At 68.5% G+C, this 25,666-nt stretch carries 23 protein-coding genes and 1 tRNA gene; 9 read left to right on the plus strand and 15 right to left on the minus strand.

Annotation, left to right across the window (positions count from 1 at the left end; translation table 11 throughout):
- Entirely contained in the window at positions 1-666 is a 666-nt protein-coding gene (tenA, locus tag EV644_RS30730) for a thiaminase II (protein ID WP_132192517.1), read from the minus strand.
- Between the two features lie 92 nt (positions 667-758).
- Between tenA and EV644_RS30735 the strand changes: the two genes are divergently transcribed.
- A complete protein-coding gene (locus EV644_RS30735; RefSeq protein WP_132192519.1) occupies positions 759-2,504 on the plus strand; it encodes an aminotransferase class V-fold PLP-dependent enzyme in 1,746 nt (581 codons plus the stop codon).
- Here EV644_RS30735 and EV644_RS30740 read toward each other — a convergent pair.
- The 5 genes from EV644_RS30740 to EV644_RS30760 form a co-directional block, all read right to left on the minus strand.
- Positions 2,469-2,990, minus strand: a complete 522-nt coding sequence (locus EV644_RS30740; RefSeq protein WP_132192521.1) for a hypothetical protein — start codon at positions 2,988-2,990, stop codon at positions 2,469-2,471. The genes EV644_RS30735 and EV644_RS30740 overlap by 36 nt on opposite strands.
- A 66-nt stretch (positions 2,991-3,056) precedes the next feature.
- A complete protein-coding gene (locus tag EV644_RS30745; RefSeq protein ID WP_132192523.1) occupies positions 3,057-3,914 on the minus strand; it encodes a ScoMcrA-related endonuclease in 858 nt (285 codons plus the stop codon).
- 296 nt (positions 3,915-4,210) lie between these two features.
- Positions 4,211-4,283, minus strand: a tRNA-His gene (locus tag EV644_RS30750).
- 58 nt (positions 4,284-4,341) lie between these two features.
- The gene (gene orn / locus EV644_RS30755) at positions 4,342-4,950 is read right to left on the minus strand and encodes an oligoribonuclease (RefSeq protein ID WP_132192525.1); all 609 of its coding nucleotides are present in this window, start codon (positions 4,948-4,950) and stop codon (positions 4,342-4,344) included.
- A gap of 105 nt (positions 4,951-5,055) precedes the next feature.
- Positions 5,056-5,979 carry a class I SAM-dependent methyltransferase gene (locus EV644_RS30760; RefSeq protein WP_132192527.1) on the minus strand — a complete coding sequence of 308 codons (924 nt, stop codon included), beginning with the start codon at positions 5,977-5,979 and terminating at the stop codon, positions 5,056-5,058.
- Positions 5,980-6,307: 328 nt separating this feature from the next.
- Here EV644_RS30760 and EV644_RS30765 point away from each other — a divergent pair, with 328 nt between their 5' ends.
- The 3 genes from EV644_RS30765 to EV644_RS30775 all read left to right on the plus strand — a co-directional run bounded on the left by EV644_RS30765 (position 6,308) and on the right by EV644_RS30775 (position 10,516).
- Positions 6,308-9,538 carry a tetratricopeptide repeat protein gene (locus EV644_RS30765; RefSeq protein WP_132192529.1) on the plus strand — a complete coding sequence of 1,077 codons (3,231 nt, stop codon included), beginning with the start codon at positions 6,308-6,310 and terminating at the stop codon, positions 9,536-9,538.
- Positions 9,539-9,571: 33 nt separating this feature from the next.
- Positions 9,572-9,922: a M23 family metallopeptidase gene (locus EV644_RS30770; protein WP_132192531.1), complete on the plus strand. Its 351-nt coding sequence runs from the start codon at positions 9,572-9,574 to the stop codon at positions 9,920-9,922.
- A gap of 102 nt (positions 9,923-10,024) precedes the next feature.
- Entirely contained in the window at positions 10,025-10,516 is a 492-nt protein-coding gene (locus EV644_RS30775; protein ID WP_132192533.1) for a GNAT family N-acetyltransferase, read from the plus strand.
- Positions 10,517-10,571: 55 nt separating this feature from the next.
- Here the strand turns inward: EV644_RS30775 and EV644_RS30780 are convergent, their stop codons facing one another.
- Together EV644_RS30780 and EV644_RS30785 are read right to left on the minus strand one after the other, a co-directional pair.
- Entirely contained in the window at positions 10,572-10,775 is a 204-nt protein-coding gene (locus EV644_RS30780) for a cold-shock protein (RefSeq protein WP_132192535.1), read from the minus strand.
- Between the two features lie 206 nt (positions 10,776-10,981).
- Positions 10,982-12,385, minus strand: coding sequence for an MFS transporter (locus tag EV644_RS30785; RefSeq protein WP_132192537.1), 1,404 nt, complete (start codon positions 12,383-12,385; stop codon positions 10,982-10,984).
- A gap of 46 nt (positions 12,386-12,431) precedes the next feature.
- Between EV644_RS30785 and EV644_RS30790 the strand changes: the two genes are divergently transcribed.
- Entirely contained in the window at positions 12,432-12,869 is a 438-nt protein-coding gene (locus EV644_RS30790; RefSeq protein WP_132192539.1) for a MarR family winged helix-turn-helix transcriptional regulator, read from the plus strand.
- Here EV644_RS30790 and EV644_RS30795 read toward each other — a convergent pair.
- Entirely contained in the window at positions 12,866-13,186 is a 321-nt protein-coding gene (locus tag EV644_RS30795) for a hypothetical protein (RefSeq protein WP_199240085.1), read from the minus strand. The two genes, EV644_RS30790 and EV644_RS30795, sit on opposite strands and share 4 nt — an antisense overlap.
- Positions 13,187-13,506: 320 nt before the next feature.
- Here EV644_RS30795 and EV644_RS30800 point away from each other — a divergent pair, with 320 nt between their 5' ends.
- Genes EV644_RS30800 through EV644_RS30810 form a run of 3 tightly spaced genes read left to right on the plus strand, consistent with a single transcriptional unit; the run spans position 13,507 to position 17,203 of the window.
- Positions 13,507-14,319 (plus strand): hydroxypyruvate isomerase family protein, encoded by an 813-nt coding sequence (locus tag EV644_RS30800; RefSeq protein ID WP_132192541.1) that lies wholly within the window; start codon positions 13,507-13,509, stop codon positions 14,317-14,319.
- Positions 14,320-14,350: 31 nt separating this feature from the next.
- Positions 14,351-16,129, plus strand: a complete 1,779-nt coding sequence (gcl, locus tag EV644_RS30805) for a glyoxylate carboligase (RefSeq protein WP_132192543.1) — start codon at positions 14,351-14,353, stop codon at positions 16,127-16,129.
- A gap of 12 nt (positions 16,130-16,141) precedes the next feature.
- A complete protein-coding gene (locus tag EV644_RS30810; protein ID WP_132192545.1) occupies positions 16,142-17,203 on the plus strand; it encodes a 2-dehydropantoate 2-reductase in 1,062 nt (353 codons plus the stop codon).
- 70 nt (positions 17,204-17,273) lie between these two features.
- On the opposite strand, the gene EV644_RS30815 is transcribed toward EV644_RS30810, so the two are convergent.
- The 5 genes from EV644_RS30815 to EV644_RS30835 are packed head-to-tail and all read right to left on the minus strand — an operon-like array spanning position 17,274 to position 23,683.
- On the minus strand, positions 17,274-19,016 hold the full coding sequence (locus tag EV644_RS30815) for a glycoside hydrolase family 35 protein (protein WP_132192547.1): 1,743 nt from the start codon (positions 19,014-19,016) through the stop codon (positions 17,274-17,276).
- Positions 19,017-19,061: 45 nt separating this feature from the next.
- Entirely contained in the window at positions 19,062-20,414 is a 1,353-nt protein-coding gene (locus tag EV644_RS30820) for an ABC transporter substrate-binding protein (protein ID WP_132192549.1), read from the minus strand.
- A 29-nt stretch (positions 20,415-20,443) separates the two neighbouring features.
- Positions 20,444-21,862, minus strand: coding sequence for a ricin-type beta-trefoil lectin domain protein (locus EV644_RS30825; protein WP_132192551.1), 1,419 nt, complete (start codon positions 21,860-21,862; stop codon positions 20,444-20,446).
- 19 nt (positions 21,863-21,881) lie between these two features.
- Positions 21,882-22,748 (minus strand): carbohydrate ABC transporter permease, encoded by an 867-nt coding sequence (locus tag EV644_RS30830; protein ID WP_199240086.1) that lies wholly within the window; start codon positions 22,746-22,748, stop codon positions 21,882-21,884.
- On the minus strand, positions 22,745-23,683 hold the full coding sequence (locus EV644_RS30835) for a carbohydrate ABC transporter permease (RefSeq protein WP_241996116.1): 939 nt from the start codon (positions 23,681-23,683) through the stop codon (positions 22,745-22,747). Before EV644_RS30835 ends, EV644_RS30830 begins: the two co-directional genes overlap by 4 nt.
- A gap of 69 nt (positions 23,684-23,752) precedes the next feature.
- Here EV644_RS30835 and EV644_RS30840 point away from each other — a divergent pair, with 69 nt between their 5' ends.
- Complete coding sequence (locus EV644_RS30840) at positions 23,753-24,781, plus strand: LacI family DNA-binding transcriptional regulator (RefSeq protein ID WP_132192553.1); 1,029 nt, start codon at positions 23,753-23,755, stop codon at positions 24,779-24,781.
- Here the strand turns inward: EV644_RS30840 and EV644_RS30845 are convergent, their stop codons facing one another.
- On the minus strand, positions 24,782-25,657 hold the full coding sequence (locus tag EV644_RS30845; RefSeq protein ID WP_132192555.1) for a 2-hydroxy-3-oxopropionate reductase: 876 nt from the start codon (positions 25,655-25,657) through the stop codon (positions 24,782-24,784).
- Between the last annotated feature and the right edge of the window lie 9 nt (positions 25,658-25,666).

Raw genomic sequence — 25,666 nt, forward strand, 5'->3', positions numbered from 1 at the left:
TCAGACCGGCCAATCGAGTCGGTGGTACGCGGCGTCCCAGAACATCCACTCGTAGCGCGAGGTGGCGGCGAAGTGCCGGTGGCACCGGTCGCGTTCGCCCGGGCCGACCTCGTCGCCGAGCCGGTCCGTCACCGCCAGGACCGACTCTACGACCGCGTCGAACTCCTCGGACCCGTACGCCTCGATCCATTTCGCGTACACCGGGTCCGGCGAGGACCGTTTGAGCAGCTCCCGCCCGACCTCGCGGTAGATCCAGTAGCAGGGCAGCACCGCCGCCACGGCCTCGGCGTACGTGCCGGTGGAGCAGACGGCGGTCAGATAGGACATGTACGCCGTGGTCGTCGGCCCCGAGCCGGTCGCGTCGACGTCGGCGGAGGTCAGCCCGAGGGAGCCGAGCAGGTCCGCGTGGAGCTCGCGCTCGACCTCGATCGCGTCCGCGGCGTGCCGGGCGAACATGCTGACGGCGTCCTCGTCGACGGCCCGGGCGGCGACCAGCGCCAGCGCGCGGGAGTACGCCCGCAGGTAGTGGCTGTCCTGCACGATGAAGTACTTGAACGCCTCGTGGTCGAGCGTCCCGTCGGTCAGCCCGGTGATGAACGGGTGCTCGACGATCTGTTCGTACACCGCGGCGGCGCCGGAGTCCCACAGCTCGGCGGAAAACGTCATCCTCAGCTCCTCAGCCTCGACTGCGACGACCCTAACCAGCCGGCGCCCGAAGACTACGAGACGAAAGTCACGATCGGCCTTACTCTGACGCCATGACCATCCAGGGGGAACCCACCGCGCGTGACGAGGCGGTTCCGATGCCGCCGGACACGCCGCTGCTGCGCCGGATCCGTGCGTCGGTGATCGGCGACGACCAGGTGATGCCAGGACCGTACGGGCCGCGCCGGGTCACGTACGCCGACTACACCGCGTCCGGCCGGGCCCTGACCTTCCTGGAGGACTTCATCCGCGAGGAGGTGCTGCCGCGGTACGCGAACACGCACACCGAGTCCAGCGGCACCGGCCTGCAGACCACCCGGCTCCGCGAGGACGCCCGCAAGATCATCCACGACAGCGTCGGCGGTGACGAGGAGACCGCGGTGATCTTCTGCGGCTCCGGCGCGACCGGCGCGATCGACAAGCTGATCGGGGTGCTCGGCCTGCGGATCCCGGCCCCGCTCGACGACGAGTACCACCTGACCGACGAGATCCCGCCGGAGCAGCGCCCGGTCGTCTTCATCGGCCCGTACGAGCACCACTCGAACGAGCTGCCCTGGCGCGAGTCGATCGCCGACGTGGTGGTGATCGGCCAGGACGCCGACGGCCATATCGACATCCCGCGGCTGGAGGAGGAGCTCGCGAAGTACGCCGATCGTCCGGTGAAGATCGGCTCGTTCTCGGCAGCGAGCAACGTCACGGGCATCGTCAGCAACACCCGTCGGGTCTCCGCGTTGCTGCACCGGTACGGCGCGCTCTCCTTCTGGGACTGCGCCGCCGCCGCGCCGTACGTCGAGATCGACATGTACGGCGGTCGCGATGCCGACCCGCTCTCCTACAAGGACGCGATCTTCCTCAGCCCGCACAAGTTCATCGGCGGCCCGGGCACCCCCGGAGTACTGGTGGCCCGCCGTGAACTGCTGCACAACCGCGTCCCCGACGTACCGGGCGGTGGCACGGTCGCCTACGTGAACCCGACCGAGCACCGGTACCTCGACGACCCGGTGCACCGCGAGGAGGGCGGTACGCCGAACATCATCGGGTCGATCCGCGCGGGCCTGGTGTTCCAGCTCAAGGAGGCCGTCGGGATCGAGGTGATCCGGGCGCACGAGGACGCGTACCTGCGCCGGGCGGTCGAGGCGTGGCGGGACGAACCGGGCCTCCAGATCCTCGGCAACCTGGACTCCGAGCGGCTGTCGATCGTGTCGTTCGTGGTGAAGGCGCCGTCCGGGCGCTACCTGCACCACAATTTCGTCGTCGCGGTGCTGAACGACCTGTTCGGGATCCAGTCCCGCGGCGGCTGCTCCTGTGCGGGGCCGTACGGTCACGTCCTGCTCGGGATCGACCTGGTCAAGTCGCACGAGTTCGCCGACGAGATCGAGCACGGCTGCGAGGGGATCAAGCCGGGCTGGGTCCGGGTGAACTTCAACTACTTCATCTCCGAGGCGGTCTTCTCGTACGTCGTGGAGGCGGTGCGGCTGGTCGCCCAGCACGGCTGGCGGCTGCTCGGGGACTACCGCTTCAACCCGTCCAACGGGCTCTGGCGGCACCACCGCGGCCCGGTGGAACCACCGATGCGGCTGTCCCAGGTCGGCTACGACGCCGACGGCGAGCTCCGCTACCCGCGCCACGACGACAAAGCGCCGGAATCCGCGCTCGAGGGCTACCTGGCCGAGGCGCGAGAACTACTGTCCGCGTGCCACAACGCGGACACCGACAGTGAGGCCAGCGTCAACCAGGAGTTCGACCACCTCAGGTGGTTCGACCTACCGTCCAGCTGCCTGTCGCCTGTCGTTCCCTGACTCGGGCGTCAGCGCCGGCTGGTAGGTCCCGTCAGTCGCGCTGAGCGTCCACGGCGACCCGTTGACGATCAAGGTCCGGTCGGCGATGGCTGCCTTCGCCGTAGCCAACACCGGCTGCTGCACCCACCGACAACCCGTGCGATAGGTCCGCTGCGTCACCCGTACTGCGACCGCGCCCGGCCCCTCCGCGTAAGCAGCCGCCTGAAGCTTCTGCGCGCACCCCGCCGGCGTAGCCACAACCAGCACGATCTGCTCAGGATTCGCCGCCACCGCCCGAACCTCCAACACCTTCGCCACCGTCGTCCGAATCACCCGCGGCGCAGCAGTCTGCCGAGCCTCCACCACAGGCACCGGTCCCGGCTCTTCAGGCGAAGACCCCCCGAAAACCTTCGCCAGCACAAAAACACTGAACGCGACCACTCCGACAACAAAGGTCACCAAAACAGCAACCCCATACACAAACCAAACACTGCCGCCCGACTTCACCCCCCGATCCTCCTAGCCCAACCACCCCCACCCCGGTAGGACACCCGCGCAGTACCTGGTGGGGCCTCAACTGCAGTAGTCGCAGACACCTGTGACTGGCAGCTGGGTGTGACAGGTCGGGCAGGTCGCGGTAGGTCGCTCAGCCGCCTTCGCCTTCCGCGTCCTTTCTCGCGCTGCGGCGAGCCGGTGAGTCAGGGCCGGCGACCCGCCGTCAGGCGGCAGGCCAACCGCGTCGAAGTAGCGGTAGCAGGCCAAGCGCTCGCGAGCCGCATGCTCGTCGAGGTCTGCGGGAGGCCGGCCGGATGCTGCCTCGACAGCCACCGCATATCCGGGACCCACGCTGCCTTCCGAGTTGATGCAAAGCGATGAGAGCAACGGTTCGCCACGCCGGGAGCAGTCGGCCGAGACCCGGCCCAGCACATCCCCGATCCAGTAGTGCATCAGCTGCTTCGTCCGGATCCCGGTTCGAGCCTGCACTTGCTCCGAAAGCAGCTTGTAGGTCACTACGTCCCGATAGCGGTGTGCGGTCGCGAGCAACACCTCGCGCCCAGCATCAGCCCAAGCGCTCCGGGCCTGCTCAGAGCCGACCTCGGACACCTCCCGCCAAGTCCTACCCTCGGACGCCTGCATCCCGCCGCCGTCCTCAACGAGCGAGGTCACCTCGAACCCGAGTTGGCGAAGCACCTTCGCAGCCCCACTCACCCCGCCGGAGAACTCCGAGGAGGTCGCCGCTCGACCGGTCGCATACTTGTGCGCCACCCCGAGCACCGCCTTGGAGTCATAGCTCCTCCCGCCATGCAGGAGCAGGTACTCCCGGGCAGGCCCGAAGCCGTACCGCGCCAGGAACTCCTCAGCCCCGCGCTCGTCGTACTCCGAAAGCGCGCTGAGCACATGATCCCGAGTCACCACATCAAAGGTCGGCACACCGCTGACGATACGACCGACCACAGACAGTGGGGACAGCAAAGGCCAAAGTGCAACCTCACCCCGACAACAGCCCAACAACCACCTCTGCCACGGCGAGAGCCGAACAGCTACCTCAGCCAGAGCGAAAGCCGGACAACCACCTCGGCCACGGCAGAGAGCCGGGCGGCTGCCCCAGCCACGGCAAAGGGGGGTTCGGGGTGGCGAAGCCCCCGCCTGCGGAGCGAAGCGACGCACAAATAGCGAAGGCGGCCAGGTCCACGCTTTCTGTGGACACAGACCGCCAGTCGCCTTCGGGTGAGTAACGGGACTTGAACCCGCGGCCCCCTGGACCACAACCAGGTGCTCTACCAGCTGAGCTATACCCACCATGTTGCCTTACCTAGCCGCCCGAATCACTGCGGCTGGGTAATCATAGCGACGATGGTCAGTTACCTGAAATCGGGTCGCTGACCAGGCTCGCGGCCGCCTTCGCGGTGTCGGTGTCGGGCCCGGGCTGGGGCACGAAAACGGTCTGCCGGTAGTAGCGGAGCTCGGCGATGCTCTCGGTGATGTCGGCCAGCGCGCGGTGGTTCCCGTTCTTGGCCGGCGTCGCGTAGTACACCCTCGGGTACCAGCGGCGGACGAGTTCCTTGATCGAGCTGACGTCGACGTTGCGGTAGTGCAGATGCGCCTCCACCTTCGGCATGTCGCGGACCAGGAAGGTGCGGTCGGTGCCGACCGAGTTGCCCGCCAGCGCGGCCTTGCGCGGCTCCTTCACGTACCCGGAGATGAAGTCGAGCACCTGCTGCTCGGCCTCGCCCAGCGGGATCCCGTTCGGCAGTTCGGCGAGCAGGCCGGACGCGGTATGCATGTCGCGGACGAAGTCGCCCATCTGTTCCAGCGCGGCCGGTGGGGGCGCGATCACCAGGTCGATTCCCTCTCCGAGCACGTTCAACTCGTAGTCGGTGACGAGAACCGCGACCTCGATCAGGGCGTCGTTCACCAGATCAAGCCCGGTCATCTCACAGTCGATCCACACCAGCCGGTCGTTCATGAGCACCCACCTTACGGCGGCCGGAGGCGACCGGCGCGCCCGGCAGCCTCAACGCCGGGCGTGGCGATCGATTCCGTCCTGCGATCCGCCGCCGAGCGCGGGTGGTCAGCCGGGGGCGTGGCCGACGTGGATGCTGCGCACCGACAGCGCGGCGAGATCCGTCCGGCGACCCAGGTACTGCGAGCTGTCGGGGTCGAGCAACGCCTGCCAGACGGCCAGATCCGCCGCTGGCAGGGCCAGCTCGGCCGGCAGCTCGGACCCATGCCCATGACCATGTCCGTGTCCATGTCCGTGCTCCGGCTCGTGATCCCCAGCACCAGGAGTCAGCCGTTCGATCCGGAGCTGGAACTGGGTGACCACTCGCTCGCGATCCTCGTCGGACAGCGGCACCGGCTTCTCGGTCAGCACACTTCGAGTTGTCACCCCGGTCAGCCCCGCCCGCTGCAGAGCGTCCGTCCATCCATAAGGCATCGGTACGGTCCCTGGCAGCGCGTCCCGCATCGCGGCGAACCATCGATCCTGCGCAATATCGAGCCGTAGCTCCAGGCCGGGCTCACCGATCCCCAGATCCCAGGGCAGACTCCGCGCCGGCAGCCCACCCTCGGCCAGCGCCAGCCGGCCACCCGGTGCAAGCAGCGAGGCGAGCGCGTCGATCGCGGCCTGCTGGTCGGCCGCATGGTGCACCGAGGCGGATGCCCAGATCAGGTCCGCGGGTGCGCCGATTGCCTCACGCAACGGTTCTGGTCCGTCGTCCATCGACACCAGTTCACACCGGACGGCGCTGCCTGCCGTGTGGTCGCGGGCCTCCTGCAACACGTCCGGGTCGGCATCGATCGCGACCACGCTGCCGCCGGCCGGCAGCGCCGCGGCGAGCGCCTTCGCCATACCGCCACCACCGCAACCGACATCCACGGCCAGCCGGTCGGTGGACCGAACCAGGCCCTCGGCAACCATCTCGTTCCACCCGGCCTCGTCGGTGGCGGTAGTCCGCAGCCGCCCGGCCTGCGCCGCCCAATCGATCTCGATCATGCACTCCAGTCTGCCCCGCCACCTGGTCAACCTGACAGCTCCCCGGGGAGGCCCACCGGAACCATCCAGGGAGGCGCCGTCAGAACCCCTCCAGGGAGGCGCCAGCCTGGTTGGGGTGGGCGGCTGGGCACGCGGGCGAGTTCGCGGCAGTGGTTGGGCTGGCTGTTTGGTTGGGTGCGGGAGCGGCCTGCGGCAGTGGTGGCTTGGCGGGTGGGTCGGGACGACCTTCCCGGTCGGGCGGGAAAGCTCCCGCGGGGTTCAGGGGCAACACTGTTGCGGTGCTGCTACCCACGGTGCTGTTCTGTCTAGGGGAGACGGGAGGTGGGGCATGCCGGTTGGCGGGGGCCCGGCGTCGTACGGCGCTGTTGTACGTCCGCGGCTGTTTGCGCTGCTGGATGAGGGGTCCCGGCGACGTCTGCTGACGGTGGTTGCGGACGCCGGGTTCGGCAAGTCGACCCTGCTCGGTTCCTGGGCCGCGGAGCGTCCCTGCGCCTGGTACACCGTCCGTGCCGAGGACCGGCCCCTCGCAGCGATGGTCACCGGACTGGTGGAGTCGCTGCGTCGCCAGGTCCCAGCCCTGTCGGAGGTCCTGGCCGCAGAGCTCCAAGGACCGCGTGGCCCCGACGCCGACGCCGAGCAGGAAACCAGAGCACTCGCGTACGCCGCAGTGCTGGCGGATGCGCTCGAGCAGCACCTCGACGGTGACCTGGTTCTGGTCCTGGACGACCTGCACGAGCTCAACCCCGGTGACCCGGCGACCAGGCTGATCGAGGGCCTCATCCGGATCGCCCCTCCGTCGCTGCACCTCGTGGTGGCGTCCCGGACGCCCATGCCGTTCGGGATCGACCGCCTCCGCGGCCGCGGTCAGGTGCTGGAGATCGACGCGACCGCCCTCGCCTTCACAGTGGCGGAGACCCGGGCCGTGCTGCACGTAGTACTGGGTGATGGGTCGGAGGAGCTTGCCGAGCCGCTGCAGGCCGCAGTACAGGGGTGGCCGGCGGCTGCGCGGTTGGCGGTGGAGGCATTGCGGACCGTGCCGGGCTCGGAAAGGCAGAGCCGGTTGCGGCGCGCACTGCGTTCCGACGGGCCGCTGTACGACTACCTGGCGGAGGAGGTCTTCGCTGCCGAACCACCTGCCGTACGGCGGTTGGTCGCGGCGGTTGCGGTGCTCCCCAGGTTCGGGACCGAGTTGTGCCAGGCAATAGGTCTCACGGACAGCGCCGCGATGCTGCAGCAACTCCGTACCAGAGGTCTGCTCGTCTCGGCGGGAGATGAAGACGGCTACGAGCTCAACCCGCTGGTCCGGGACTTCGCCATCGACAGGCTGTCAGCGGACGAGGTGGGCATGGACACGCTGGTACTGCGGGCAGGCGAGTGGTTCGAGTCCGTCGGGGACCACCGGGACGCGCTGGCCTGCTACCAAGCGGTGGAGCCGGCCCACGTGGCGAGAATGCTCACCGAGCGCGGGCATGCGATGGTCAGCGGTGGTCTGGCGGAGACGGTGGTCGGTGCGGTCAGCGCGTTGCCCGAGGAACTCCGGGACGCCGCGATGGACCAACTGGAAGGGGAAGCCCGGCAGGTGCTGGGCGACTGGCAGGGCGCGGAGGACTGCTTCGGCCGGATCATCGCACCCGAAGGTGAGATCCCCGTCGGCATCGCCTGGCGGCTCGGGCTGATCCACCATCTGCGGGGCCGTACGGACATCGCGGTCGCGACGTACCAGCGGGGCAGGATCGACGGACAGCAACCGACCGACGAGGCGCTCCTGCAAGCCTGGTGGGCAGGCGCGCACTGGCTGCGCGGGGAGTTCGACGAGTGTCGCCGGCTCATCGCGGCCGCGGAGGTATCGGCCAAGGTCTCCGGCGACGACCGCGCGCTCGCGATCGTCCACACAGTGCTGGCGATGCTCGCCGCGGTCGACAGCGATCCGCGGGGGAACGCGTCGCACTACGTCAGAGCCTTGGAGCATGCAGAGCGCGCCGGAGATCTCTTGCAGTCCATCCGGATTCGGGTGAACCGCGCATCGCACCACATCGCCGAGGGCGACTACATACTCGGTCTGGACGAGCTGGAACGCGCACTGGAGTTGGCGGACCGCGCAGGCTTCGCAGTGTTCCGTGCACTGGCTTTGAACAACCGCGGCGAGGCTCTACTGAGGCTCGGCCGGCTGGACGAGGCCATAGGTGAACTCGAAGCTTCCAGAGCGCTGTACCAGAAGCTGGAGTCGAAGCGGGTTGCGCAACCTCTTGCCGTGTTGGGAGAGGTCTACCGCGAGCGAGGCGACCGGGCGATGGCCCGAGCCTGCTACGAGGAGGCCATCACCATGGCTGAGGACACCAAGGACATGCAGGCGCTAGTACCGTCGCTGGCCGGCCTGGCTCGAGTGCTTGCCGTCGAGGAGCCGGAGCGCGCTGCGGAGCTCGCCGAGATCGCAAGACAGGCTGTTGCCTACGGACCGGTCCCTGGCTTGTCTGGCGCGCTGGTCGCTCTTGGCTGGGTGACACTGCACGCCGGGAACAAGACGGAGGCTGCAGCCGCAGCGGAGGAATCAGCCGCACTGTGCCGCAAGCGGCGTGACCGGGCCGGCCTGGCCGATGCACTCGAGCTCTACGCGGCAGCCGACGGCGGCGAGGTGCTGCACGAAGTACTGAACATCCGGAACGAGTTGGGCGACCCGCTGGGCCAAGCACGAGCTGAGCTGATGCTTGCAAGGCGTACTACGGGAGCGGAGGGCCGCGAGCTGGCCTTGAGAGCGCACCAGCAGTTCCTGGCTGCGGGAGCGACCCGCTATGCCGCAGCCGCTCTTGCCGCCAGCGAGGAGACAAGGCCGGCTCCGGTGCGCATTGAGTGCCTAGGTGGCTTCCGCGTACTCCGGAACGGCAAGGCCATCCAGCTCGGCGAGTGGCCGTCCAAGAAGGCCCGCGACCTGCTGAAGATCCTGGTGGCTCGTCGTTGTCGTCCGGTCGCCCGCGTGCAACTCCTGGATCTGCTGTGGCCGGACCAAGGTGAATCGGTCGCTTCGCCCAGACTGTCGGTCGCCCTGTCGACAGTGCGGTCCGTGCTCGACCCCACGAAGCAGTACCCGCCCGACAAGTTCGTCGGTGCCGATCGCGCGACCATCTGGCTCGACGGCGACGAGGCCGCCGTAGACGTCGAGGTCTTCCTCCACGACGCCCGGGCCGGCTTGGACGGCAACAGCCTGCCCCTGCTGCGCGGAGCGGAGGCGGCGTACAGCGGTGACTTCCTGGAAGAAGACGTGTACGCCGACTGGGCCGATGGGATGCGTGAGGAGGCCCGGGCACTCTACGTACGGGTTGCCCGCGTACTGGCCGAGCGGACCAAAGGCGATCCCGACGCGGCCGCCGGGTACCTGCTCCGCATCCTCCAGCGCGACCAGTACGACGAACGGGCCCACCTCGGCTTGGTGTCGGCGTTCCAGGCGAGTGGTGCCCATGGCGAGGCCAGGCGGGCATATCGCACCTATGTCCAGCGCATGGCGGAGCTCGAGGTGGAGCCCGCACCCTATCCCGCGGTACAGGCCCGGCCGGTCCGGCTTTAAGACTGTCTGAAGCCGCGGCGTCACTCTTTGGACATGGCAGCACCTGTGCACAACGCGGTGGTCACCTGCGACTTCGGGGTCGCGGGTCACCCAGGCCGTGACTATCGAGCAGGCGCCGGTACGCCGGTCCGGGCCACCCTGGCCGGGGTCGTCGTACGGGTGGCAGTGGACCAGGTCGTGGTGGAGTCGAACGCGATCTGGCACATCTACGACCATCTGGCCGAGCCGGAGGTCCGGCAGGGGGACACGGTCGAGACGGGGGATCGCCTCGGCCTGGCGACCGGGCCACACCTGCACTACGAGGAGCGGGTCACGCCGTACCGGGCTGAGGACCGACGCAGCCCGCGCTTCGACCTGCACCCGAACACGAGGCTGCCTGCGTAGCGGAGATGTCACGGACTGCTCGGGGAGCTGGGGGCTGAGGTGGCGTCGGGCGGGCCGGCCGTGGGAGGGAGCGGTCGAGCCGCTCGGCGCTACCGTTTGCTGATGATCGCGACCAGGTTCGACACGGAGCGACTCGCCCTGCTCCCGCTGCACGTGGAGTACGCCGAGGAGATGGCGAAGGTGCTCGCGGACCCCGGGCTCTACACGTTCACCGGTGGTGAGCCGCCGTCGGCGGAGGTGCTCGAAGGCCGCTACACGCGCCAGGTGGCGGGCTCGGGCGATCCGGGGGAGTCCTGGCTCAACTGGGTGATCAGCTCACTGCGGGACGACGAACTCGTCGGCTATGTGCAGGCGACAGTGACAGCCGAGGCGGCCGAGATCGCCTGGGTGCTCGGCACGGCCTGGCAGGGCCGTGGCTACGCGAAGGAGGCGGCCGTCGGTCTGGTCGCGTGGCTCCAGGCGCAGGGCGCGCGGCGGATCATCGCGCATGTCCACCCGGATCACGGGGCTTCGGCGTCGGTGGCAGCCGCGGCAGGACTCAGCCGGACCGACCAGATCGACGACGGCGAATTCCTCTGGCTGCTGACCACTTGAGAGATCATGCAAAACAGGCCCGGCCGCGAACGGCCGGGCCTGCTTCGGGAGTCGTTCAGACCGGGCGGACGTTCTCCGCCTGCGGGCCCTTCGGACCCTGGGTCAGGTCGAACTCGACCTTCTGGTTCTCGTCCAGCGAACGGAAACCGTCCGTCGCGATCGCCGAGTAGTGCACGAACACGTCGGCGCCGCCGCCGTCCTGGGAAATGAAGCCGAAGCCCTTTTCACCGTTGAACCACTTCACTGTTCCGCTGGCCATGATTTTTGCTCCTTCTGTGGGGCGGGTAACAAGTCCCGGCGGTCGCCGGTCCCAGGGTTGCCGAACGAGCCCTCCCAGTCGGACCAAGGCCCGGAAATGAGAAAACGCCCTGCGGATCACAAACTCCGCGGGCGTTTCAAAACGAACGTGGAACTGCAAAACTGCAACCGCCGGAAACGGTAGCACATCCTGACCGACAGTCGCGGCTACCAGGAGCCGCGGTGGTCCGGGACCAGGAAGGTGAAGGGGACGATCAGCAGCAGCACCGCGGCGAAGATGATGCAGACGTTCGCCTGCGAGGTGCCCGGGTTCGCGCTGTGCGCCAGCACCGTGGTGGTGACGGAGACGGCGATGATGCCGCCCGACTGCCGGAACATCCCGCGCAGCCCGGCGATCGCGGAGATCTGGTCCGGCGCGAGTTGCAGGCTCGCGTTGTTGGAGGCGGGGATCGACAACCCCATCCCGATCCCGGTCACCCCGGCCGCCACCGCGAGCCAGGCGTACGGCGTCAACCCGTGCGGGGCGATCGACATCAGCGTCATCCCGGCCGCGACCAGCAGGAACCCGCCGATCATCGGCGCCCGGTAGCCCGTCCGCCGCAACGCGAACACCGCCAGCCCGGCCACGCAGATCATCCCGACGGCTCTTGCCGTCAGCAACGTTCCCGCCTGCAGCGGCTGGATCCCGTACCGCGACTCGGCGTACAGCGGGACGAGCGCGCCGAACCCGAGCACGGCGGCGCCGTACAGCAGGTTGATCGCGTTCATCACGGCGAAGCCGCGGCCGCGCAGCAGCGTGATCGGGATGAACGGGTCCCTGGCCCGGTTGGTGTGCCGGACGAAGAGGAAGCCGAAGACCACCGCGAGCACCTCGGCCCCGATGAACAGCGGGTCGGTCGGCTCGGCCCCGCGGCCGCCGAGCGAACTGATCCCGTACATCCCGGACAGGATCGTCAGCGCCAGCAGCAGCGCGCCCACGCCGTCGATCCGGGCGGCCGCCTTCGGTGCGCTGTGCGGGATGAACCGCCACGCGAGCAGGATCAGCAGCAGCCCGGCCGGCACGTTGACGATGAAGATCTCCCGCCAGGACCAGTAGGTGACGATCACGCCACCGACGATCGGGCCGAGGATGCCGCCGATCGGGAAAATGCTGGTGAACATGCCCACCGCGCGGTCGCGGTCCCGGCCGAACTGCTCCGCCACGATGCCGGTCGCGGTCGGCATGAAGGCGCCGCCGCCGATCGCCTGGAACGCGCGGAACACCACCAGCAGGTAGATGCTGTCGGCCAGGCTGCAGGCCAGCGAGGCGATCGTGAAGAGCACCGCGGCGGCGAGGAAGACCCGCTTGCGGCCGAACTGGTCACCGAGCCGGCCGGCCAGCGGCATCACCAGGATCTGGCCGAGGGCGTAGATGGTGATGGTCCAGCCGCTCCAGTTCAGCTCCGCGTTCAGGTCGCCGCGGATGGCATTGAGCGCGGTCGCCACTATGGTCTGATCGATCGAGGCCATCAGGAGGGCGATCGACACGATGCCGAAGACGATCCGCCGGTGAGCCAGCGGCTCGTCGGCGGCCGGTTCGGCGGTTCTCTCCTCAAGCCTTGGCGGTTCCATCGATCGACAGACTACATTGCTTGCCAGCAGGCAATAAAGGGGTGACATGACCGACACCGAGACGTTGAGCAAGCTCCGCGGCGTGATCTCCAAGCTCGCGCGCGAGCTCAACGCCACGGCTACCGGCGAGGGCCTGACACCGACCCAGGCGTCGGTGCTCGGCCTGATCGCGTTCCGCGGCCCGCTCGGCCTGACCGAACTCGCTCAGCTCGAGGGGCTCAACCCGACGATGCTGTCCCGCGTGGTCGGCAAGCTCACCGAGCTCGGCCTGATCCAGCGCGACCCGAATCCGGACGACCTCCGTGCGATCCAGGTCGAGGCGACCGACGCAGGCCGCGAGTTGCACGAACGGGTCAAACTCCTCCGCACCGAGGCCATCGGCGCCTGCCTGGACCAACTCCCGAAAGAGTCGGCCCAGACGATCATCGACGCCCTCCCCGCCCTGGAAGAACTAGCCCAGGCGATGCGCGCCACCCACCCCTAGGAGTGCCCGTCGGCTACGACCCGCCCGGTACTGCGTACGTCGTACTGGTCGGGTGTTGCTGACCAGGTGAGGTCGCAGCCGGAGCGGCCGCACTCGCAGGCGAAGGGGTAGGGCGGGAGTTCGGTGAGCCCGAGGTCCGCCTGCCAGAGGCGTCCCTGGCGGCAGGCGGCCAGGTTCTCGATCAGTCGCTGCCGGCTCAACTCGTCGCCCGGCTGCAACCTCGGCAGCGGACCCAAGGCCGCCTTCACGGCTGCGGTGACCGCGTCCCAGTCCGGCTCCGCCCCCACCTCGATCAACCTCCGCCCGTACCTCGGCACTTCGTGCACCACCTGAGCAGCCCCCGAGTTGTTCGAGACCCCGCCGAGGTGTCCGATGGCAGGTTGTCCGGCCGCTGGCGCCCTACAAGCCGCCAGCGGCCGTGGAGCCCGCCAGCCGCGCCCCACATCCGGCGATGAACACCCGGAGCCCGCCGGCCATCGGTCGTCTGGCAGCAAGGTTCTGGCGAGCGCTTTCCTGGATCGGTTGGAAGGCAAGGGCTATCAAGTCATCGGAAATGTGACCTTGGTCATGTCTTGACCGGTTATGGGCGGCAGCCTACTGTATTCCGTATACCGAGCCCCTCCGGAAGGTGGGACCCATGGAGAGTGCGCCCAGGCTTCGCTATGCCGTCAACTGCTCGATCCTCTTCACCGAGCTACCGCTACTGGAAAGACCCGAGGCCGCCCGTTCCGCCGGATTCGACGCGGTGGAGTTCTGGTGGCCGTTCGACACCGGACTGCCCGGCGACGCCGAGGTCGACGCGTTCGAACGCGCGATCCGCGATGCCGGTGTCCAGCTGGTCGGACTGAACTTCGCCGCCGGCGACCTGCCCGGCAGGGACCGCGGCCTGGTGTCGTGGCCGCGACGATCGCTGGAGTTCCGCGACAACATCGCGGTGACGCTGGGGATCGGCGAGCGGCTGGGATGCCGCGCCTTCAACGCGTTGTACGGCAACCGCGTCGAGGGTGTCGCCCCGGCCGAGCAGGACGAGCTCGCTGCCGAGAACCTCGCGCTGGCCGCCACCGCGGCCGGCTCCTTCGGCGCGACGGTCCTCGTCGAACCGGTCAGCGGGGCCGACCGCTATCCCCTGCGGACGGCCGCCGACGCGGTAGACGTGATCACCCGGGTGGAACGCGAGTCCGGTGTCACCAGCCTCGGGCTGCTCGCGGACCTGTACCACCTGACCGTCAACGGCGATGACGTCAGCAAGGCGATCACGACGTACGCCGAACGCATCGCGCACGTGCAGGTCGCCGACGCGCCGGGCCGCAACGAGCCCGGTACCGGCGAGACCCCGATCGATCAGTACCTCGGTGAGTTGCGGGCGGCCGGCTACGACGGCTGGGTCGGGCTGGAGTACAAGCCGAGCGGCCCGAGTGCCGGGAGCTTCGCCTGGCTGCATCGCAACTGACCTGGAGCGCACGGACTGAGAAGGAGCTGGCATGCCACGAATGACTGCCGCCCGCGCGGCGGTGGAGATCCTCCGTCGCGAAGGCATCACCAATCTGTTCGGCCTCCCCGGTGCGGCCATCAACCCGTTCTACAACGCAGTACGGGCGCAGGGTGAGCTCAAGCACGTGCTGGCCCGGCACGTCGAGGGCGCCTCGCACATGGCCGAGGGCTACACCCGCGCCAAGGCGGGCAACATCGGCGTCTGCGTCGGTACGTCGGGTCCGGCCGGCACCGACATGATCACCGGCCTGTACTCCGCGTCGGCCGACTCCATCCCGATCCTGTGCATCACGGGACAAGCACCGGTGGCCAAGTTGCACAAGGAAGACTTCCAGGCCGTCGACATCGAGTCGATCGCAAAGCCTGTGACCAAGTGGGCGGTCACCGTCCTCGAGGCCGCGCAGGTGCCCGGCGCCTTCCAGAAGGCGTTCCAGCTGATGCGCACCGGTCATCCCGGGCCGGTGCTGATCGACCTGCCGATCGACGTCCAGCTGACCGAGATCGACTTCGAACCCGACCTGTACGCGCCGCTGCCGATCGCGACGCCGCGAGCCACCGTGGCCCAGGCCGAGAGGGTGCTGGAGCTGCTGGCCGAGTCGGAGCACCCGCTGATCGTGGCGGGTGGCGGCATCATCAACGCGGATGCGGCTGACCTGCTGGTGGAGTTCGCCGAGCTCACGGGCGTTCCCGTCGTACCGACCCTGATGGGGTGGGGGACCATCCCCGACGACCACCGGTTGATGGCCGGCATGGTCGGGCTGCAGACCTCGCACCGCTACGGCAACGAGACGCTGCTGGCCTCCGACCTGGTGATCGGCATCGGCAACCGGTGGGCGAACCGGCACACCGGTGGGCTCGACACGTATCGCGCGGGCCGGAAGTTCGTGCACATCGACATCGAGCCGACCCAGCTCGGCCGGGTGTTCGCACCGGATCTCGGGATCGCGTCCGACGCGAAGGCTGCACTCGAGGTGCTGATCCATGTCGTGAAGCAGCAGCTCGCCGACAGCGGCCCGCTGCGCGACCGGTCGGAGTGGACTGCCGCGTGCCGCGAACGCAAGCGCACGCTGCAACGGCGTACCGACTTCGACAACGTGCCGGTGAAGCCGCAACGGGTCTACCAGGAGATGAACCACGCCTTCGGCCCGGAGACCCGGTACGTCTCCACGATCGGGTTGTCGCAGATCCAGGCCGCCCAGATGCTGCACGTCTACCGGCCCCGGCACTGGATCAACGCCGGCCAGGCGGGCCCGCTCGGCTGGACCGGTCCCGCGGCGCTCGGCGTGGCGGTCGCGGACCCCGAGGCCACCGTCGTCGCGCTGTCGGGCGACTACGACTTCCAGTTCCTGATCGAGGAGCTCGCGGTCGGTGCGCAGTTCAACATCCCCTACATCCACGTGGTGGTGAACAACGCGTACCTCGGGCTGATCCGGCAGGCGCAGCGAAACTTCGACATGGACTACTGCGTGCAGCTCGCCTTCGACAACATCAACACGCCCGAGCTGAACGGGTACGGCGTCGACCACGTCAAGGTCGCGGAAGGCCTTGGTTGCAAGGCGTTGCGGGTGTTCGAGCCGGACGGGATCCTGCCGGCGCTGGAGCAGGCCAAGAAGCTGATGGTCGAGTACCAGGTGCCGATCATGGTCGAGGTCATCCTCGAACGCATCACCAACGTCTCGATGGGCACCGAGCTCGACAACGTGGTGGAGTTCGACGAGCTCGACGACGTCCGCCACCCCGCTCCGACCGTTTCCGGACCCAGGGACTAGGAGGTATCGACGATGAGAGTTGCGGTTCTTGGCGCGGGTGCGATCGGCGCCTATGTCGGCGCGGCGCTGCACCGGGGCGGTACCGAGGTCCACCTGGTCGCCAGAGGCCCCCATCTGGAAGCGATCCGGAAGAACGGCGTGCAGGTGCTCAGCCCGCGCGGCGACTGGCTGGCGAAGACGCCCGCCACCGACGACCCGGCGGAGATCGGCCCGGTGGACTTCGTCTTCCTCGGCCTGAAAGCGAACTCGTACGCGTCCTGCGGCCCGCTGATCGAGCCGCTGCTGCACGACAAGACGGCCGTGGTGGCCGCGCAGAACGGCATCCCGTGGTGGTACTTCCACGGGCTGTCCGGTCCGCACGAAGGCCGGCGGATCGAGTCGGTGGACCCGGGTGGTGAGGTGACCCGGGTCCTGCCGCTCGAACGCGCGATCGGCTGCGTCGTCTACTGCTCGACCGAACTGGAGGGGCCGGGCCTGGTCCGGCACCTCGAAGGCACCCGGTTCTCGATCGGTGAACCTGGTGGTGGCCGGTCAGACCGGTGCCTGGAGTTCAGCGAGGCGATGATCGCCGGCGGCCTGAAGTGCCCGGTCGAGGAGGACGTCCGCAACGACATCTGGATCAAGCTGCTCGGCAACGCGGCCTTCAACCCGATCAGCGCGCTCGCCCGGGCCACGATGGTGGAGATCGCCCAGCACTCGGGCACCCGCGCGATGATCCGGCTGATGATGGAGGAGACCCTCGAGATCGCCGCCGCCGTCGGCAGCCACCCGGACATCTCCGTCGACAAACGCATCGACGGCGCCGAACGGGTCGGCGAGCACAAGACGTCGATGCTCCAGGACCTGGAGAAGGACAAACCCCTCGAACTGGACGTCATCCTCGCCGCGGTCGTCGAACTCGCCGACCTCACCGACACCAAGGCCCCCACCCTCCGAGCCGTCCACGCAGTAGCCGATCTCCTCTCCACCAAGGTCGGTCTAGCCCCCATAGCCCACGCCCCAACGGCCGCCCCGGCCCCGTCCACAGCAGCCCCCGCCGCCGTGGTCCCGGCCGTCTCGTCCCCCCGGGCCTGAGCCAGGTGGGTCCGGAGCCGCGCGCGCCCTGCCAGGCCCCCTCCGGACCCATCTGTTCCAACTACAACCCTCAGAGTTCGAGTGGTCCCAGCGCAGGGCCGCTCACGAAGCACGCGGCGGGGTCGGCCAGGGTGTCCAGTTCCAGCATGACGAGTTCGTTGTGGCCGGCTTGGACGACCGGGCCCGGAACGAAGAGGGTTTCCTGGGGGCCTCGGCGCCAGTAGCGGCCCAGGCAGAAACCGTTGACCCAGGCAAAGCCCTTGCCCCAGGCATCGGTTCGCAGGAAGTGGTCCGCGGCCTGGTCCGCTGTGAAGGTGGCGCGCCAGGCCGTGGGTCCGGGACCCGGGTCGTCCGCGCTGACGGAGTCCCACAGCCGAGGGACGAGATCCAGGTCGATCACACAGACCGACCAGTCCGTCAGTGGCTGCGTGCCGAGGCGAACCGGCCCAACCAGGCCCTTGGACTCACCGATCCGCGGTCCGTAGTTGACCCGACCCTGGTCCTCGACGACAAGCTCGAGCCGGCCACGCCCACGCGGCAGCATGATCGCCCGATCATGATGCTCCCGATCGAGGACACCCACCGGGTCTCCGTCCAGGAACACGAGAGCCCGGTCCCGCACCTCTCCGACGCTGAGCACGGCTGGACCTTCGACATCGAGGTCCGTGCGGAAGAGAGCCAGCCGGGCTCCGAGGTCATCCAGCGACGGCAAGGAGTCGTGGTCGCTCCAGCCGCCCCACAGTCCCGGATCCGCCAGCAGACGGACAGGTTCGCCGAGCGTCACGCAGTACTCCGGTGCCGGTGCGGCCGGGCTCGGAACAGTGTCCGGCACCGGCGCGTACCGGGAGATCACCTCCCGGAACGCGTGGTACTTCGCAGTCGGGTTTCCGGCCTCGTCGAGCGGGGCGTCGTAGTCGTACGAGGTGACCGTCGGACGGTAGACGCCCTTGTCGTTGGCTCCGCTGGTGAGCCCGAAGTTCGTGCCGCCGTGGAACATGTAGATGTTGACCGATGCCCCCGAGGCCAGCAGAGAGTCGAGCTCAGCGGCGGCCTCCTCGACCCCGGTCGTGTGGTGCGGGCCGCCCCACTGGTCGAACCACCCGTCCCAGAACTCCATGCACATCAGCGGTCCGGTCGGCTGATGGTCCCGCAGAGTGCGGAGCCGCTCGGCACTCCGCGACCCGAAGGAACCAGTCCGCAGTACGCCGTCCAGGCCGCCTGCTTCGAGCATGTCCGGCACGGGCTGATCCACGGTCACCAGAGGCACGGAGATGCCCGCACCGCGAGTGACCTCGACCAGCGCCTTCAGGTAGGTCTGGTCGTCACCGAACGCGCCGTACTCGTTCTCGACCTGGACGAGCAGCACCGGCCCGCCCTGGTCCACCTGGAGCGGCCGCACGATCCGGAGTACCTGCTGGAGGTACTCCTCGACCGCTGCCAGGTAGCGCCGCTCGTACCGGCGGATGCCGACGCCTGGCTCCCGGAAGAGCCAGGCGGGCAGGCCGCCGTTGTCCCACTCCCCGCAGATGTAGGGACCCGGCCGGACGATGGCGTACATGCCGGCCTCGGCGACCTGCCGGAGGAACCGCCCGAGATCGAGCATCCCTTCGGTGTCGAACACGCCACGCTGCGGGCTGTGGGCGTTCCAGGGCACATAGGTCTCGATGGTGTTGAGCCCCATCAGGCGGGCCTTCTCGATCCGGTCCGCCCAGGACTCCGGGTGCACCCGGAAGTAGTGCAGCGCACCGGACAGGATCCGGAAGGGCTCGCCGTCGAGCAGGAACTCGGACTCACCGATCGTGAAGTCAGACATGCGTCTCTCTCTGCCGAACTGTGGATTTCCGCCGGGTAGGCGGCGTCAGCCGTTGGTCTGGAAGCCCTGCTGGTTCCCGTAGCTCACCAGCGCGTCCTGCCACGCCTTGAGCCCGGGATTCAGGTCGGACTTGGACTGGTAGGCCTTGCCGACGGTGTCACCGAAGATGCTGTTGGCGTAGAGCTGGAAGGGCAGGTAGCTCCAGTCCTTGACCACCGAACCGGCCGCGCCGGTGAGCACCTGGTTGATCTGCTGACCGCCGAAGTACGGGCTCTTCTTGTCGACGAACGCCGGGTCCTTGAGGTCCGCGGTGGTCGACGGGAAGCCGCCGCTCTCCAGGAACGGCTTCACACCGCCGTCGTGGTTCAGCCAGCGGACGAATCCGGCCGCCAGCGCCGGGTTGGCGCTCTGCTTGAGGACGGACTGCGTGCTGCCGCCGTTCTCCGCGGTGGCCGGCTGCCCGTCGTACGTCGGCAGCGGCGCGACCCGCCACTTCCCGGTACCGCCCTTGACCGACGACTCGAGCACGCCGGGCATCCAGGCGCCGATGGCGAGGGTGGCGATCGTGCCGTCGCCGAGTGCCTTGAACCACTCGTCCGACCAGCCCGGGATGCTCGCCACCAGGCCGCCCGTGACGAGCTGGTTCCAGACTCCGGTCCACTTCTGCGTGCCGGCGTCGGCGAGGTTGATGGTGACGGCCTTGCCGTTGGTGCTGAACGGCTTGCCGCCCGCCTGCCAGATCATGCTGGTGGCGAAGCCGGCGTCGCCGGTGTCGTTGGTGATGAACTTCTTCGGGTCGGCGGCGTGCAGCTTCTTCGCCGCGGCGATGTACTCGTCCCAGGTCTTGGGGATCGCGATGCCGTATTTGTCGAAGACTTCCTTGTTGTAGAACAGCGCCATCGGGCCGGAGTCCTGCGGCAGGCCGAAGAGACCGTCACCGGCGTGTACGGCGGTCCAGGTCGACGGCGTGTAGGCGGAGGCGAAGGTGTCGAAGCCGTACTGGCGGAGGTCCACGAGCGAGCCGGGCAACGCGAACTGCGGCAGCGCCTGGTACTCGATCTGCGCGACGTCCGGCGCCCCGGAGCCTGCCTTGATGACGTTCTGCAGCTTGGTGTACTGGTCGTTGCCGGTGCCGGCGTTGACGTAGTTCACCTTGACGTTCGGGTACTCCTTCTCGAACGCCTTCACCTGGGCCTCGGCGGACGGGGTCCAGCTCCAGTAGGTGATCGTTCCGCCCTTCTCCAGAGCGGCGTTCACGGCGTCCGGCGAGGCCTGCGGCTGGTCGCCGCCGCCGGATTCGTCGGAGCCTCCGCACGCGGCGAGCAGAAGCGACGCGGCCGTGACGGCGGCCGTGGCGACGACGAGTCGCCTGAGGCCGCGCCGATGGGTGGTCTTCATGGGTGTTCCTTTCGCTGTTACGAATGTCTTCACGAGCGCAGCCACTGCTGGTTCGCCTGACCGTTGCAGAGCCAGACGTCGACGGGCGTTCCGTTGCCCGTGCCGGCCCCCGCGGCGTCGAGGCAGAGATCGGGATGGCCGACGCTGCTGACGGACTGGTCCTCGTTGAGTTCCCAGGCCTGGTTGGATGCGCCGGTGCAGTCGGTGATGATCACCGGGCTGCCGGCGCCGGCTCCGTCGCCGCCGATGGTCATGCACTTGTTGCCGTAGACCGTGAGTTGCTTGTCGGTCGTCCAGTTCCAGGACTGGTTGCCGCCGCCGTTGCAGTCCCAAAGATCCAGAGCCGTGCCGTTGGTAGTGGAGAACCCCGGTACGTCGACGCAGCGGTTGCTCGCCGCTCCTCGCAGTACCTCTCCTGGCGGAGCCGGCGGCAGGTCGTTCACCGGCTCCTTCTTGAGCAGGCCCCAGCCCCACTGCAGCTGGGCCAGACCGGACGAGCTGTTGACCTCGAGATCCCCGTCGCCGACCAGCGTCGTCATGGAGTACGCGTCGCCGGTGCGCAGGCCAGGCCAGTAGACGACACCCATGCCCTGCTCCCGGGCCACCTGGGTGAGTGCTCCGAAGTACGACGTGTAGACGTTGCCCTCGTGGTTGCCGTAGTTCAGCCCCGTGGTCATCGGCGCGCCGGCTTCGTCGATGATCGTGCGCCAGCCGTACGAACCGATCCGCGGCCGGAGGTTCGCCAGCCACTCCTGCTCGGTCGTCGCGTCGTCCCAGAAACCGTAGAAGTGCAGCGACAGCAGGGTGCCCTCCAGTGCGCGGGCCGCGCCGACACCGGTGACGTTGTCGTTGTAGCCCGTGCCGGAGATGACCACCCGACCGCGCGGGACGTTCTTGTGTTGCGCCAACCACGACGACGTCAGGGACACCCACTCGTCGAGCGAGTAGCCGAACGGTTCGTTCATCGGCTCGAAGTACACCTGCGGGTTGTTGCGGTAGGCACCGACCACGGTGTTCCACATGGTGTCGAAGGCGGCCTGGTCGTCGACCCGGCCGTCCTTGGCGTCGTCGGCCTCCCAGTGGCTGAGGATCACCTTGAACCCGCGCCGGGTGGCCGCGTCGATCGCGCCGCGGTACGACGTCCACCAGTCCGTGCCGACGCTCGACGGGTTGATCGGCATCCGGATCGTGTTCGCCCGCAGTTCGTTGCGGAACTCCTGCACGATGCCCGAGGCGCGGCGGTAGGTGGTCGCGTAGTCGTCGTCGGTGCTCAGCCCTGACGGCACGACCTCGTCCGACGCGTAGTTGTCCCGCGGGTCCGCCCAGTTCACCCCGCGGAAGTCGTTCGTGCCCGACGGGTGGGCCGGTGACGCGGTGGCGGGAAGGGCGGCCGCGCCGGTCACCAGGATGACCGCGGCCACGATGGCTCGCCAGACTGCAGTTCTCATCGGACTCCTTTCACTGTTCTCACTGCTTGACGCTGCCCGCGCTCAGGCCGGACTGCCAGAACCGCTGGAGCAGGAGGAAGGCGACGACGAGGGGCACGATGGTCAGCAGCGACCCCGTGATCACCAGGTTGTAGATCGGCCGGGCGCCGACACCGGTGGCCTGGTTGCTCCACTGGGTGAGCCCGACGGTGAGCGGGTAGAGATCCGGCTTGCTGAGCATGATCAGCGGAAGGAAGTAGTTGTTCCAGGTCGACACCACCGCGAACAGCAGCACCGTGACGATGCCTGGGGCAAGCAACCGCAGGGCGACGGTGAAGAAGATCCTGATCTCGCCGGCGCCGTCGATCCGGGCCGCCTCGAGCAGGTCGTGCGGTACCGCGTCCGTCGCGTAGACCCACATCAGGTACAGGCCGAACGGGCTGACCAGCGACGGGATGATGATGGCCCAGACCGTGTTCGTCAGCGCGAGGTTGGAGAACATCAGGAACGTCGGCACGGCCAGCGCCGTCCCGGGCACCGCCACCGCTCCCAGCAGCACGGCGAAGACCGCCCGCCGGCCCGCGAACCTGTACTTCGCCAGCCCGTATCCCGCGGCGGTCGCCAGGAGCGTCGCTCCGCCGGCACCGACCACGACGTACAGCAGGGTGTTGCCGAGCCAGCGCAGGAAGATGCCGTCGTCGTAGGTCAACGTGTCGCTGATATTGCCGAACAAGGCGAAGGACTTCCCGAACCACAGCCCGGGGCTCGACAGGAGATCGTCCTGCGTCTTGGTCGCGCTGAGGAACAACCAGAGCAACGGCACGAGCGTGTAGACCAGGTAGAGGAGCATCAACCCGGTCAGCAGCGGCGACCGCCGGGGCCGCAGCGGCGACGTCGTCGTACTCACAGCGCCTCCCGCGAGCCACGCAGCTGGACGACGTACGCGATCACTGCCGTGATGACGCCCATCACGATGGCGACGGTGGCGGAGTAGTTGAACTGCTGGCCCGCGAAGGACAGGTTGTAGGCGTACATGTTCGGCGTGAAGTACGTCGTGATCACGTTCGGCGCCAGCGTCCGCAGGATGTTCGGCTCGTTGAACAGCTGGAAACTGCCGATGATCGAGAAGATGGTGGCGATCACGATCGCGCCGCGCAGAGCGGGCAACTTGACCGCCAGGATGGTCCGGACCGTTCCCGCGCCGTCGATCGCGGCGGCCTCGTAGAGCTCCTCGGGCACGGTCCGCAGCGCCGAGTAGAAGATGAGCATGTTGTAGCCCACGAACTCCCAGGTCACGATGTTCGCGATCGAGGGCAGCATCCAGGACTTGCTGAGCGGCTGGATCGCGGTGCTGCCGAGCAGGTCGTTCAGGTCGGCCGCCAGCCCGAAGTTGTTGCCGTAGATGTAGCCCCACATCAAGACGGCGACGACCCCCGGGACGGCGTACGGCAGGAAGATCACGATCCGGAAGAAGCTCGAGGCGTGCAGCCGCGCGCTGTCGATCGCGAGGGCGGCCAGCAGGGCGAGCACGAGCATCACCGGCACCTGGACGACCAGGAACAGCAGCACCCGCAGGAACGCCTCCCAGAACTTGGAGTCGCGCACCACCTCGGCGTAGTTGTCCAGCCCGACGAAGGTGTTGCCGCCGAAGAAGGCCTGCTCGCGGAACAGGCTGAGGTAGATCGCGTACCCGATCGGCGCCAGGAAGGTCAGTGCGAACACGGCCAGGAACGGCCCGACGAAGATCCAGCCCTTCGTGTCGCGGTGCAACCAGCCGCGCCGCGGGCGCAGTACAGCGGACTCGGCCATCTGCCCGTCGACCTCCGATGTTAACGTCAACATGATCGCCAGGACGCTAACGTGTTTACGTCAACATGTCTATAGTTCAGCGGAGACCCCTGGGGAGAGCCAATGACAGCGGAGCAAACGCCGGTACCGCGGCGGCGCGGGCCGTCGATGGCCGACGTGGCCCGGCTGGCCGGCGTCTCCGGGCAGACGGTGTCGCGGGTCGCGAACGGACGGCACAACGTGGACGCGGACACCCGCGAGCGGGTGCTGGCGGCGATGCGGGAGGTCGGCTACCGGCCGAACAGCGCCGCGCGGGCGTTGCGCAACGGGCGGTTCCGGAGCATCGGCGTGATCGTCTTCGAGCTGTCGAGCTTCGGCAACACCCGCACGCTCGACGCGATCGCGGCGGCGGCCACCACCCGCGGCTACGCCGTCAACCTGCTACCGGTGCTGGACGCCTCGCAGGAGGCCGTGTCGGGTGCCTTCAGCCGGCTGGGCGAACAGGCGGTGGACGGCGTCATCATCCTGATCGAGGCCCACACGCTCGACGACGCCGAGGTGCCGCTGCCCGACGGGCTGCCGGTCGTCGTGGTCGACTCGAGCGCGCACTACGACTACCCGATCGTCGACACGGACCAGGCCCAGGGCGCGCGCCTGGCCACCGAGCACCTGCTGGATCTCGGGCATCAGACGGTCTGGCACCTCGGCGGTCCGCCGTCCTCCTTCGCCGCGGCGCGGCGGCTCCGGTCCTGGCAGCAGACGCTGACCGATCGAGGTCGCGTGGTGCCACCGGTCCTGGTCGGGGACTGGTCAGCGGGGTCCGGGTACGAGGCAGGCCGGCAGTTGGCCGACAACCCCGATGTCAGTGCCGTGTTCGTGGCCAACGACCAGATGGCGCTCGGGCTCCTGCGCGCCCTCCACGAGCGAGGGCGCGCAGTACCGGAGGACGTCAGCGTGGTCGGCTTCGACGACCAGGAGGAGGCCGCGCAGTTCTGGCCGCCGCTGACGACCATCCGTCAGTCGTTCGCCGAGGTCGGCCGCCGGAGCGTGGATGCGCTCATCAACGAGATCCAGGCCGGGGAACACCACCACCAGCCCGTCTCCGTCGCCACCGAACTCGTGGTCCGGAGCAGCACCGCGCCGCCGCGCTGATCAGCGGCCGGACAGTTGTTCCACGACCTTGAGCAGAGCCGAGTGGTCGAGGGAACCGTTGCCTTGGGCCCGGGCCGCCGCCACCAGCTGGGCGACGACTCCCGTCACAGGCAGAGCGACGCCGGCGGCTCGGGCGGAGGCCAGGGCTATGCCCATGTCTTTGTGGTGGAGGTCGATGCGGAAGCCCGGTTCGAATTGGCGGGCGAGCATCGAGGCGGACTTCAGGTCGAGGATGCGATTGCCTGCCAGGCCGCCGGCGAGGACTTCGAGGCCTCGTTCGCCGTCGACGCCGGATGCCTCCAGGAGCACGATCGCCTCGCTGACCAGCGAAATGATGCCGGCGACCATCAACTGGTTCGCCGCCTTCACGGTCTGGCCGGCGCCGTGTCCACCGACGTGGACGATCGTCCGTCCGAGATCCTCGAAGATCTGTCGAGCTGCTTCGAAGTCCTCGGCGGAGCCGCCGACCATGATGGACAGCGACGCCTTGATAGCCCCCTGCTCGCCACCACTGACCGGCGCGTCCAGCACCCGTACTCCGCGCTCCGCGCCGCCCGCCGCGACCGCGAGGGAGGTCTCCGGCGCGATCGAACTCATGTCGACCAGCAGTACTCCGGCAGCAGCGGACTCCAGTACTCCGCCCGGCCCCAGCACGACCTCCGAGACCTGTGGAGAGTCGGGCAGCATCGTGATGATCACCTCGGCCCCGGACACTGCCGACGCGATGTCCGGAGCTGGTTTGCCGCCGGCCTGGAGGAGTTTGTCGACGGACGCGGACACCACGTCGTACCCGGTGACGTCGTGGCCGGCCCGGACCAGGTTGGCGGCCATGTGCGAGCCCATGATGCCGAGCCCGATGAATCCGATCTTCTGCATGGTCGCGCC

Source organism: Kribbella orskensis (assembly GCF_004342085.1).
In the GTDB taxonomy this organism is placed as follows: Bacteria; Actinomycetota; Actinomycetes; order Propionibacteriales; family Kribbellaceae; genus Kribbella; species Kribbella orskensis.